The sequence below is a fragment of the Porphyromonas gingivicanis JCM 15907 genome, from assembly GCF_000614585.1.
In the GTDB taxonomy this organism is placed as follows: Bacteria; Bacteroidota; Bacteroidia; order Bacteroidales; family Porphyromonadaceae; genus Porphyromonas; species Porphyromonas gingivicanis.
Window position 1 is genome coordinate 1 of record NZ_BAKX01000010.1, and the last position, 11,857, is coordinate 11,857.

Below are 11,857 nucleotides of genomic sequence, written 5' to 3' on the forward strand. Positions count from 1 at the left end.
AGCCAACGAATCAACCCACCGAACAGCCAAAGCCAGATTGTTTCAATTCCATAATGGTGCGATTAGTAGGTTTTTGCGAGTCAAACAAGCGTAAAAAGGATGGGTTTCAATTCCATAATGGTGCGATTAGTAGATAATCGTGATTGAAGTTCACAGTATACAACTGCGAGTTTCAATTCCATAATGGTGCGATTAGTAGTCTAAACTACCCTCTGATACCGTATTCGTCGATGTTTTGTTTCAATTCCATAATGGTGCGATTAGTAGTCTGTCTTTCCGATTGAGTTCCTTGTATAGTTCCCCAAGTTTCAATTCCATAATGGTGCGATTAGTAGTTTCCCGAACTTGCAACCTTGCCCTACATTGAGGGCGTTTCAATTCCATAATGGTGCGATTAGTAGCCGTAAAATTACAAGAAAAAAATGACGTAAATACGCACTTTACCAAGGAAAAAAGTTGTTTTTTGAAGAAGAAAAGTTGTCGATGGGTAATTGTATAAAAATAGTGGAGGTACGACAACCTTAAGAAATCAAGTATTTTTCAAGGATTAGAACAATATCGAGTGGCCGATTGCTTCCAAATGAGTCTTTTTTCGTAAAGAACGACAACCTAAGAATGAGGTAAAAGAGGATTTGTCGCATTGTTCTCTTTTTCAAGAATCCCTATTGTGAAAGTCTATAAGAGAGAGGTTAGCAGATGTATTCCTTGTCTAATTCCTTTCCCAAAAATAGAACCACTATTGTTATATCATCATTGGCATTCAAGATTGAGAGATTCAGCTTTTGTTTTTCTGTTAGATTGCTGTCTGCAGATTCTTATTGTTTAGATTCGCTCTTGAACTTCTCTTGAAAGTCCTTCTTTCTCTACACAAAAGTACAAAAATAGAGCCAGTTATAATCGGAATATTATGGGAAGTTGGACAAGGATTTTATGCAGAATTGCTCCTTTGTTATCTCTATATTGCCCGATTTTTTAGGTTGAAGATATGTACAAAGACTCTATGAGGACACTACCGTTTTTTGCAATGCTTTCTTTTTGCAAACTATGTAACGTTCTCCAATAAAAAGAAGCCTCTTCTATTAGAAGAAGCTCCTTTAATTGTTCTTTTTAGCAAGTCAGTATACTCTAACCGAGAATCGGCGAGTTTTCTATGAAGAATAAGGATTTAGAAACTAATCTTTGTACCTATAAAAATTCGTCTTGGCAACATTGGCCATATACGTATGTAGAGGCACGTCCAGGTCCTTTGTCAAAATCTTTTTGATAGCTGTTGAAGATATTTTGAATACCACCATTTAGCTCGATTACCATGGTAGACCCCAAGTGGAAGTCATGGCTTAATTTAAGGTCAATATCAAAGAATGAAGGGGTTTTTATCAAAGCTGCATGTCCTTCGGCAAGACCCTTGTAGTGCGTACCATCCTTTACAAAGTCAAAAGCTCCATTAGGACCGATTTTCTCGGCGGGAATATCGCCCTCATACGCCTCGTGTACTACATTCATACTGCCCGTTAAAGTTCCCGAAAGATTGATGGCGAAGTGTTCTGTGGGGCGTAGCGTTGCCACGAAGTAGCCGTATAAATTAGGGGTACGCAAATATTCTTTTACAGAAATCTCTTTTTGTCCCGTTTTGGAATCCTCCTCAATGGGGGTATAGAGACTGCCGTAAAGACTTCTTTGCCAAGTTCCTCCGAGTTGAATATCGAACAGATTATTATAGGCGATACGTCCTTCGAGATTGACTCCATATACCTTTGCGACACCCTCTTTGTCGTTGTAAATAGTGCGTATAGTTCTCTCCTCTCCATTGATAGTCTTTTCGGTATCGGAGGGTTTGAATTGATTAGAGATGAAAGTGGTAAATCCCTCTCCCATCACGTTGAATTGCCATTCGTCGGTACGGTGATACCAATCGAAAGAGGCACTGATACTTCGAGAACGTTCTTCTTTCAAATTAGAGGCAAGTACGCGACTAATGGGAGTCCCTCCCGCCAATTCAACGTGCAAATCTTCGTCGAAATATTGAGGAGCACGAAATCCTTCACTATAAGAGAGACGGAAGCTCAAATCTTGTATGGGATTGTAACGAACGTTGGCTCTTGGACTAAAGCTGAATACAGGGTCGATATAGAGTGTATTGTTTTGAAAAAGACGTACGAAGTCGAAGCGTCCTCCAATGAGGGCACTAAACTTTTCGGTCTTATACTCTAATTGGTCGTACTGACTCCAAGTAAATGTATTTTGGTCAATCTTATTGGGGCGATAACCACTTCTATCATCCAATTTACTGTTGGTATGTTCGATACCGCCCGTGAAGTCCCAATTCTCTCCAAAAGTGTGGCGATACATACCGCCGAATTGCATATCTAATCCTTTCGTTAGTCCGTAAGAGGTGAGAGCTCTAAAGGCATCTTCATATTCGGGAGTGTTGGTAGAACTTGTATTTACTAATGGATCTAATAGGTCTTTTGAGTGATCTCCACCTCCATAATAACTTCTTCTCTGTACATCTTGAGCAGAGAGATAGAGAGAGATGAAGTCTTTTCCATCTCTAAAGTTTTGGTCGTAGCGTAAGCTACCTCCGTTAATATAGTGCTGGAGGTACTCAGCAATACGAGCTTCGAAAGGAGGAGCATCCAAACGGTCGCCACCACGTCTGTATTCCTGCATACTATGGTACTCAAGAGTTACTTTGCCATAAGGACTGGTTTTGTAGTAAGAACGGAAGCCTAAGGAGCGATTGCGAAGGTTGGGAAGTTCGGTAAAACTATCGCCATCTATATCTTGACCAGGGCGATAGTTATGTTGTCCGAAAACCATAACCCCTGCTTTGCGGTCTTCGGTCAAAACAGAGCCATTGAATTGGGTAGTGTTTTGAAATGCCCCCCAACCTTTGTCGTGATTGAAAGTCATTGTAGAGTGGCTAATCTCGGCATAGTTTCTCAAGGGTTCCTTTGTGATAACGTTGATGACTCCCCCCACTGCATTTGAGCCGAAAAGGGCGGAACCTCCTCCTCGAATAACCTCTACTCGCTCAACCATGTTGGCGGGGAGCTGCTCCAGTCCATATACACCTGCCAAGGCACTAAAGATAGGGTGGCTATCGATGAGAATTTGAGAGTAAGAACCTTCCAACCCATTGATACGCACTTGATTGAAGCCACAGTTTTGACAGTTGTCTTCTACGCGCAATCCGGGTTGAAACTTTAGCCCCTGCGTAAGGTTGGTAGAGTTAGTCTTCAAGAAAAGATCTGAAGAGAGTACCGTGACGAGAGAAGGAGCTTGTCTTCTAAGCGTTTCGTTCCTATTGGCAGAAACTACAACACCATCTAAAGAGAAAACTTCCTCATTGAGATAAAGGTCTAAGTGGCGAGCGTTCCGTTCTCGATGTGTACTTTTTCTTCGCAAGTAGAGTAACCTACAAATTTTGCCACTATGGTTCGTTGTCCTGCAGGTATGTTCTTAAGACTATAGTTGCCGTTTGTGTCTGTGGTTGTACCAGTGTGGTTCCCTTGACAAATACTTGCACGTGGGCAATCGGCTCTTTGGTGTTTTTGTCCACCACTGTGCCTGTAACGTTTCCTCCTACTTTCTGAGCTTGTGCCACGACTGAGGTAAGGAGGAAAACTATAATAAATCCAATTGTATTTATGTATTTCATATTTTTTTTCTGTGTATTGTTTTTTTTGTTGAGAGGGCTCTATGAAGCTCTCGAAAAGTTGCTTTTGGGTAACTACTCTCTGCATAGCGTATAGCGATTTGCCATCGTTTTGAGTAGTAGGTGTAGTCTCTACAAACTTCTTGCGGTGTAGAAACATTTGAAAAATAGGCTGGTGAAGGATAGAACCATCCCCTGAGAATGATAAAAGAGGAGGAAATAGGCAGTCCGAAATCAAGCTCTCATCTTCTGAGAAAGAAGAGAGGGTTAGCTTTCCCCTTGCATTCGATACACTCTACTTATTATCTTTTTATGACCCACTTATGATAGGTTAGAAAGAAAAAGGAGGAGCGCGTAGATAACAAGATGAACTAGTAAATCGGTAAAGAGCCTGAGAATAATCTGGTATAAAGTCCTTCTTACTAATCCAAGTAGTAGGCTCTTTAATGAGTATAGAAGATATTTCTAAAGAGCTTGCTCCAAGGAATGAAAGCTGACCATATATAATCAGTTCGCTTTTGGAGTGCGGTTCGTTGGAGGTGGAGCGATCTTTGTCTTTTTGAGACTCTATATGCACGTGAGAGATAACCACTCCATTTATGATATGCACATGTGTAAAGAAGGCTATAAAGCAACATATACTATAAAAAGTATAAGTAGAGCGTAGCGTGAGAATGACCTAATAGCTTCTTTCATATGAGTTCAAAGGTAGAACATTAGAAGCATGCAACAAGTTCATTTTTGTCTTAAAAGGTCAATTTTACCTACTATTTAGGAGAGGTAATGATAGATTTAATTACACTTGGGTAGTGAGAAAACTATTCTTGAAAGAGAGTAGTATAAGTTCCAAAAATACCTATGGCTCATTATAGAGAGGCTGTACAGTCTTTGTGCAATGCTCTCTTTTAGAATAGGGCTATGTGAGAAGAGGGATAATAAAAAACTCTCCCGCTTGTAAGCAAGAGAGTTTTTCATATAAAAGAACTATCCTCCTACTCGGAGGAATAGTTGTATGGACCAGATATTAACGACCTGACTTAGCCAATTCTGCACGGAGTTTTTCCGTAAGTACAGGTACTACCTTGTGAAGGTCGCCTACTAAACCGAGGTCTGCTACTTGGAAGATAGGTGCAAACTTGTCCTTGTTGATAGCAATGATATAGTCAGACTCTTCCATACCTGCAAGGTGTTGGATAGCTCCAGAGATACCAATTGCAAAATAAAGGTCTGGGCGAACAGTCTTACCTGTTTGACCTACCTGACGGTCGTGTCCCATAAGACCAGCATCTACCATAGCACGAGAAGAGGATACTTCCGCTTTCAATACCTCTGCTAAAGCAGTCAATTTGGTAAAGCCATCGTGTGTACCAACTCCACGACCTCCCGAAACGAGTACGTGTGCTTCGGTAATATCAACAAGGTTCTTTTCTTCACGCTCCTTGCGTACTAAACGTACACGACATTTTGATGCATCAAATGCAACTTTAACGGCTTCTACCTCTCCTGTTCTTGATGGGTCGCTTTCTTTACGACGCATAACACCAGGGCGCACGGTAGACATTTGAGGGCGGTGTTCTTTACAGATAATAGTTGCCATCAAGTTACCTCCAAATGCAGGACGAGTCATGAGAAGATTGCGATCTTCATTAATTTCCAAAGAGGTACAGTCTGCTGTCAAGCCTGTATGTACACGAGCCGAAAGACGAGGGCCGAGGTCTCGACCTATAGTTGTCGCTCCAAGCAAGAAGATTTCGGGCTTATAGGTATTAAGGATATGGGTTACAGCCTGTGTGTACTGCTCTGTAACATAATCTTTGAGTAGTTCATCATCTACTACCAAAACTCTGTCGGCACCCGCTGCAATAAGTTCTTGTGTAAGATGCCCAACCTGATAACCACAGAGTACTGCCGTTACCTTCTCTCCGATAGAATCTGCCAGTTCGCGAGCTTTTCCGATAAGTTCAAAAGCAACGTTTTGTACAACACCTTCGCGTTGCTCTGCGAAAACTTGTATTCCTCTATATTGTTCCTTGTTCATAATAGCATCAGATGATAAATTTCTCTTTTAATTTGGCAACAATGATATCAGCAGCTTCTTCTGGAGTGATATCATCGTGGAGTGTACCCATAGCCTTAGCCCCTTTAGTGAAAGACTTCTTAACGCTTGTTGGAGAACCCTTAAGCAAGGCGCTCTGGATCTGTCTCGAAGCTGTCAGCATTCCACACGGTTACTTCTTTTGTGTAGGTCTCCATAATGCCACGCACGTTCATATAGCGAGGTTCGTAAGCAGAAGCCAAGAAGGTAAGCATACAAGGTAGTTCTACCTCAAGTACTTCGTGTCCTTCTTCTACATTGCGGCGAACAGTGAGTTTCTTGGAGCCATCAAACTCTACCTCTTCTACATAAGTAACTTGAGGCAAGTCGAGCTGCTCTGCAATCTGAGGTCCTACCTGAGCGGTATCTCCGTCAATGGCTTGACGACCAGCAAAGATGATGTCATACTCCACATTCTTAAGAGCTTGAGAAATGGTGTAACTTGTAGCCCAAGTATCTGCTCCACCGAAACGACGGTCAGAGATTAAAATACCTTTATCTACGCCCATAGCATAAGCCTCACGGATGATAGCCTCTGCTTGAGGAGGACCCATCGTAACACAAGTTACCTCGGCTCCGAACTTATCTTTGAAGAGAAGGGCTTGCTCTAATGCACCCTTGTCATCAGGGTTCATAATACTGGGGACCCCATCGCGGATAAGAGTTCCTTTTACGGGGTCGAGCTTAATTTCGGTTGTATCGGGTACTTGTTTGATACAAACAACTATTTTCAACATCTATATGTCCTCCTTATTTTTTTAATAGGTTTGAAGCAATAACCAAACGCTGTACTTCGCTCGTACCTTCGTAAATTTCAGTAATCTTGGCATCACGCATCATACGTTCTACAGGGTATTCGCGTGTATAGCCGTATCCACCATGGAATTGTACTGCCTTAGTAGTCATCTCCATTGCTGTTTCTGCACAGAATAGTTTTGCTTCTGCAGCATCTACAGAGTAGGGTAGACCGTTATCTTTCTTCCAAGAGGCACGACGCACCAATAGAGCGGCACAGTCGATGCGAGTTTGCAAGTCTGCCAATTGGAATTGTGTGTTTTGGAATTGAGCAATGCTACGACCAAATTGTTTACGCTCCTTGGTGTACTTAACGGTTTCGTCCATAGCTCCACGAGCAATACCCAATGCTTGAGAAGCAATACCAATACGACCTCCGTCCAAAGTCTTCATGGCAATCTTGAAGCCTCCACCAATCTTACCCAAAAGATTTTCTTTAGGTACGATGCAGTTTTCCATAATCAACTCACAAGTTGCAGAACCGCGAATACCCATCTTTAGCTCTTTTTTACCAACGCTAAAGCCTGGCATATCTTTTTCTACAATGAAAGCGGTGATGCCATGGTTACCGAGGCTCTTGTCGGTCATAGCGAAGATGATATATACATGAGCATACTCTGCGTTGGTAATAAATATCTTGTTACCATTGAGTACCCAGTGATCTCCTGCATCTACAGCTGTAGTTTGTTGTGCTGAAGCGTCTGTACCAGCATTAGGTTCTGTCAATCCAAAAGCTCCAATCCACTCCCCAGAAGCCAATTTGGAAGGTACTTCATCTTCTGTTCCTCAGTACCATGCTCTAAAATAGGAGCTGTACAAAGAGAGGTGTGTGCGGAGACTACTACCCCAGTCGTAGCACATACGCGACTGAGTTCTTCCACTGCCATTGAGTACATTTGGTTTGTACCGCCAGCTCCTCCATATTGTGTAGGAACAGGGATACCCATGATACCCAGCTTGGCCATTTTTCTCACAGTTTCAATGGGAAAGCGTTCTTGTTCATCGATTTCGGCAGCCAAAGGCTTTACTTCCTTTTCTGCGAAAGCGGTGATCATTTGCAAGAACAGCTGCTCTTGTGGAGTTTGCGAAAAATCCATAGTGATATATTTGATTAATAATAATATTTCCTACGTCTGTAGATACAGTGAAAAATTTTACACGTATCAGTTGCAAAGATAGAAATTAAAATGAAAATATAAGAGACAACCTCTATAAAAACTACAACCCATTGGAGACGATTAATTGAGTCCCAAAGGGTATCGTTAGGTAGCTTCCGAACAAGGCTAAAACAGCACGATAGGTAAGAGGGCAAAGGGTTAATGGTTTTCTCCAAAAGGGTTAATGCTTTTGATAGGTTGCACGGAGGGTTTTGTCCCAAAGGGTTAATGGGTATAAGTCGAGATATTTGCTCAGAGGGAAAATGTGGATGTGTCTTTGGAGAGCATATTATACCTTGAAGAGAGTAGTCCCAGAAGGGTAGGCTCTAAAGGTCTTGAAAAGCACTCCGATTGATGGTAGGACTTTATCTCTTTCGGGCGACTATTGCTCTTCCTTATACAGACACTTTTGAAACTCAGGTACCCTGTTGAAAAGAGCTTTCACATACGAGCATACGGGCAAGATGTAATAGCCATTTTTCTTAGCATAGAGTACAACGGCATCTACCAGCAAGCGAGCAATTCCTTGTCCCTTGCATTGCTCGGTAACTTCAGTATGGTTCACGACCCAACAGTTATTACCTTGCTTGCGATAGGTCAGTTCGCCTACTTTTTTTCCATTCATCATCGCTTCAAAAATGCCTGTGGATAGTTCTTGGATGTGTACGATTTCTATCTCTTGTTTCATACAATATAATATAGGTGTAGATGTAGTTGCAAAAATAGTACTCCTGTGCTAAAATACTACTCTTTCACTTGCTCTCATCGTGTAGATTAGAACCCATCTGTTCTAAAGGATAAAATCTTGCATTCTAAATATGTATCTTTGCAAGAGGGGAGTTCTTTGGCAACCAATAGCTCCTACGAATTTAAAAAGGACGTTATCCAATGAGATTTCTCAATAGCAAAGTTGTTTGTGCGTTTCTTATCGGGCTTTGTTTCTTTTTTGGCGGAGAAGCAGCTCTTGCCCAGTCTATCGAAAAGAGGGTAATCCCTATTTCTGAAGAGCTTTTCCCGCTACTCTCAAAAGAGGATTGCTCCGACTTTATTAAAAATGCTCAGCAGGGAAAAGAGATAAAAGATTTTCTTGGAGCCACTCTGAAAATAGAGGTTGTGACGAATCAATATCTCCGTATCCTTTCAGATAGTGGTATCGTTGATGAACTTATTCTCTTGCCTCATCGCAAAGGGGAGGTGCTGTGCCATATGCGCACATTGGAGGTCTCCTCTCCCATCTCTTTTATATCTTTTTACAACGATAGGGGCGAACAGCTCTCACAAGAGGAGTTTTTACCTTCGATAGACGGCTTTCACTTCCTTTCTCCTTCGGTAGATCGCTCTTCTCTTTCGTTCAAAATGATAGAGCAGTTGTTACCTTATCTTCCTATGTATGGAACTTTTGTAGAGGCTGATATGAGTCTAACCCTCTATCCGTCTTATGTTTCGATAGCAACAGAAGAGCAGAAAATGATTTTGCAACAACTCCTCCGCTCTGAACCTATTACTTTGAAGTGGAAGAAGAAAGGATTTGTCCTCGAACAGTAACTCAATAAACAGTGTACACTATTATTATAAGCTCATATAGCCATTATGCTAAGTAAGAAATACGCAAGATTATCTATCATCATAGTAGGAGCGGCTGTGCTCCTCTTATTGCTCGTTGGAGGCTATTTACTTTATCAAGAAAGGGAGCGCCTTGTTGAAGAGAAAGAGGCTTTTGTTGCACTCGAAAAGAGCAAAATGGAAGATGAACTTACCGAATTGCAAGCAGAGTATGGCTTGCAGGTAGAGAAGATTCGCACAGGAAGTGGCTACGGAGAGCAGTATATGAACCTTTCGAGTGATTCGCTGCTCGAACAGTTAGGTTCACAAAGGGCTAAGATCGAACGACTTTCTGAAGAGCTAAAGGCGGTTAAGGCGGCAGATGCGAAACGCATTGGAGAGCTTTCCCGAGAGGTGCAAACGCTCCGGAAAGTGCTAAAGACCTATGTTAGTCAGGTAGACTCTCTGCAACGACTCAATACACAACTGACCGAAGAGAATCGGCAGGTAAAGAGTAATATGGCTTCTGTACAGGCAGAAGCTGCGCGCCTACGTACCGAAAAAACTACTCTTACAGATCAAGTGGCAAGAGCTGCTCGCCTGGAAGCTCGTGATATACGTTGCCTCTCTTTGGATAAAAGAGGTAAAAAGACTCGTCGCATCGACCGCATTCAGACAGTGCAGATAGATTTAACCATAGCTAAAAACATTACAGCCACGCCTGGAGGACGTACTATATATGTGCGCATATTGAATCCTAATGACCAGCCCGTACTATCGAATGGCGCAACCTTTCAGTACGAGGGAGCTATACTCCAATCTACTATTGCCAAAGCTGTCGAATATGGGGGAGAGGACCTCTCTGTAACACTCTACTGGAATATCAACGAAACATTGCTCAGTGGTACTTATCGTCTTCACTTCTTTGCCGATGGAGAGATGATAGGCTCTACCTCTCTCGTACTATAAAGCAGTAAATAATAACTATTATATTACCATGGAAGAAGTAATATCTTCGTACGATACTCTCTTTACCGAAGAAGATATACAGCATTTAGAGGCGCACGGTATAACGCAAGAAGAGGCGTTAAGACAAATAGAATTAATGCGTTCGGGGACTACCTTCCAAGTGTTGGAGGGGAGTGCTTCGCTCGAATATGGGGTTATATCTATTTCAGGAGAAGAACAACCCAAATATTTGGAGGTTTGGAACGACTATTGCTCTAATCCTCGTCATAGAGTTGTCAAGTTTGTCCCTGCTTCGGGAGCTGCCAGCCGTATGTTTCAGGAGTTGTACTCTCTCTTGCCTCAAAGTGAACCTATTGCCAAAGAGCAATTAACTCCTGCTCAAACACTGTTTTTTGAACGTATCAACGATTTTGCCTTCTTTGGCGAATTGAGCGAGGCTTGCTTGCGTAACGAGTGGAGTCCTATTAGTAAGCTCATTAACAACGGACGTTATGCCACGGTAGCCCAATCTCTCCTTCTCAAGGAGGGGATGAATTATGGTTCCCTACCCAAGGGATTGCTCCTTTTCCATAAGTACACCGACAAGAAGGTACGTACTGCTGCCATGGAACATCTGGTAGAGGGGGCTCTTTACACCAAAAATAGAGATGGACAAATCTACCTTCACTTTACCGTGTCGTCCGAGCATATGGAGATGTTCAAGAGTCATTTAGACCGAGTACGTCTGCGCGTGGAGGAGCAATTGGGCGTTTTGTGCAACTATACATTAAGCATCCAATCGCCCAGTACCGATACATTGGCTCTCAATGAAGAGGGGGCACCTTTCCGCACTAAGGAGGGCAAGCTCCTACTCCGCCCTGGGGGGCATGGTGCCCTTATACATAACCTCAATGCAATCGAGGCAGATGTCATTTTTATCAAGAACATTGACAACGTTATCCCTGATCACCTCAAAGGCAATACGATACTCTACAAAAAGCTCTTAGGAGGGGTACTCGTTGTAGTGAGAGAGCGTATTTTTAATTATCTACGCTTGCTCGAAAAGGGAAGAGTAACCCGTGCGCAACTTGAAGAGTTAGCTTTGTTTCTTCATAAAACGCTTTGTATAGCCATTCCCCAGAAGGAAATTTTGGGAGATAAAGAGCTTAGTGACCGTATCTACCATATCTTGAATCGTCCTATACGTGTTTGTGGTATGGTACGCAATGAAGGAGAGCCTGGTGGAGGGCCGTATATAGTAAGGGAGGCTGATGGCACTACCTCTCTACAAATATTAGAAAGCTCTCAGATAGATAAGAGTGATGGACGCTCTGTGGAGATATGGCAAGCGAGTAGCTTCTTCAATCCCGTGGATATTGTTTGCTCGACCATCGATTACAAGGGTACTCCTTTTAACCTTACAGACTTTGTGAATGAGCGCACCTCGTTTCTTTCTGAAAAAAGTTACGAGGGAGAAAAACTCATTACCTTAGAGCGCCCGGGACTTTGGAATGGAGCTATGGACAGGTGGAATACGCTCTTTGTAGAGGTCCCCAGCGATACATTTACTCCTGTAAAGACGGTGAACGATCTGCTTCGTCCGTCACATCAAGGGGTAATTATAAACGATTAAAAACAATAAAAACTATATTCTTTTGCAAT

General features: G+C 42.4%; 8 protein-coding genes, 2 pseudogenes and 1 CRISPR repeat array. Of the genes and pseudogenes, 3 read left to right on the plus strand and 7 right to left on the minus strand.

The features are described 5' to 3' along the window. The first annotated feature begins 39 nt into the window (after window positions 1–39). Window positions 40–401: direct repeats of the CRISPR family, unit length 30 nt; unit sequence GTTTCAATTCCATAATGGTGCGATTAGTAG. 784 nt (window positions 402–1,185) lie between these two features. The 7 genes and pseudogenes from JCM15907_RS11585 to JCM15907_RS08690 form a co-directional block, all read right to left on the minus strand. Next, complete coding sequence (locus JCM15907_RS11585) at window positions 1,186–3,408, minus strand: TonB-dependent receptor plug domain-containing protein (RefSeq protein WP_502685355.1); 2,223 nt, start codon at window positions 3,406–3,408, stop codon at window positions 1,186–1,188. After that, complete coding sequence (locus JCM15907_RS14045) at window positions 3,363–3,818, minus strand: carboxypeptidase-like regulatory domain-containing protein (RefSeq protein ID WP_502685356.1); 456 nt, start codon at window positions 3,816–3,818, stop codon at window positions 3,363–3,365. The genes JCM15907_RS11585 and JCM15907_RS14045 overlap by 46 nt, the downstream gene beginning before the upstream one ends. A 171-nt stretch (window positions 3,819–3,989) precedes the next feature. Beyond that, window positions 3,990–4,334, minus strand: a complete 345-nt coding sequence (locus JCM15907_RS11590) for a DUF8478 family putative metalloprotein (RefSeq protein ID WP_502685357.1) — start codon at window positions 4,332–4,334, stop codon at window positions 3,990–3,992. Between the two features lie 348 nt (window positions 4,335–4,682). Next, window positions 4,683–5,696 carry an electron transfer flavoprotein subunit alpha/FixB family protein gene (locus tag JCM15907_RS08670; protein ID WP_025843496.1) on the minus strand — a complete coding sequence of 338 codons (1,014 nt, stop codon included), beginning with the start codon at window positions 5,694–5,696 and terminating at the stop codon, window positions 4,683–4,685. A gap of 7 nt (window positions 5,697–5,703) precedes the next feature. Then, window positions 5,704–6,487 (minus strand): annotated as a pseudogene (locus tag JCM15907_RS11595) (electron transfer flavoprotein subunit beta). A gap of 16 nt (window positions 6,488–6,503) precedes the next feature. Next, window positions 6,504–7,645 (minus strand): annotated as a pseudogene (locus tag JCM15907_RS11600) (acyl-CoA dehydrogenase). Window positions 7,646–8,087: 442 nt separating this feature from the next. Next, window positions 8,088–8,393 carry a GNAT family N-acetyltransferase gene (locus JCM15907_RS08690; RefSeq protein WP_051522458.1) on the minus strand — a complete coding sequence of 102 codons (306 nt, stop codon included), beginning with the start codon at window positions 8,391–8,393 and terminating at the stop codon, window positions 8,088–8,090. A 200-nt stretch (window positions 8,394–8,593) separates the two neighbouring features. On the opposite strand from JCM15907_RS08690, the gene JCM15907_RS08695 reads away from it, so the two are divergent. From JCM15907_RS08695 to JCM15907_RS08705, 3 genes are read left to right on the plus strand one after another with little or no spacing between them, the layout of a single operon-like run. Then, window positions 8,594–9,250, plus strand: coding sequence for a DUF3256 family protein (locus JCM15907_RS08695; RefSeq protein WP_025843498.1), 657 nt, complete (start codon window positions 8,594–8,596; stop codon window positions 9,248–9,250). A gap of 45 nt (window positions 9,251–9,295) precedes the next feature. Beyond that, entirely contained in the window at window positions 9,296–10,216 is a 921-nt protein-coding gene (locus JCM15907_RS08700; protein ID WP_025843499.1) for a DUF8429 coiled-coil domain-containing protein, read from the plus strand. 28 nt (window positions 10,217–10,244) lie between these two features. Further along, a complete protein-coding gene (locus JCM15907_RS08705; protein WP_025843500.1) occupies window positions 10,245–11,828 on the plus strand; it encodes a DUF4301 family protein in 1,584 nt (527 codons plus the stop codon). The last annotated feature ends 29 nt before the right edge of the window (window positions 11,829–11,857 follow it).

What these genes read in the sequence shown, in the direction of transcription:
- JCM15907_RS14045 (WP_502685356.1), bottom strand. Translation starts at nt 3,818, where the DNA reads ATGTTTCTACACCGCAAGAAGTTTGTAGAGACTACACCTACTACTCAA.
- JCM15907_RS08670 (WP_025843496.1), bottom strand. Translation starts at nt 5,696, where the DNA reads ATGAACAAGGAACAATATAGAGGAATACAAGTTTTCGCAGAGCAACGC.
- JCM15907_RS08690 (WP_051522458.1), bottom strand. Translation starts at nt 8,393, where the DNA reads ATGAAACAAGAGATAGAAATCGTACACATCCAAGAACTATCCACAGGC.
- JCM15907_RS08695 (WP_025843498.1), top strand. Translation starts at nt 8,594, where the DNA reads ATGAGATTTCTCAATAGCAAAGTTGTTTGTGCGTTTCTTATCGGGCTT.
- JCM15907_RS08700 (WP_025843499.1), top strand. Translation starts at nt 9,296, where the DNA reads ATGCTAAGTAAGAAATACGCAAGATTATCTATCATCATAGTAGGAGCG.
- JCM15907_RS08705 (WP_025843500.1), top strand. Translation starts at nt 10,245, where the DNA reads ATGGAAGAAGTAATATCTTCGTACGATACTCTCTTTACCGAAGAAGAT.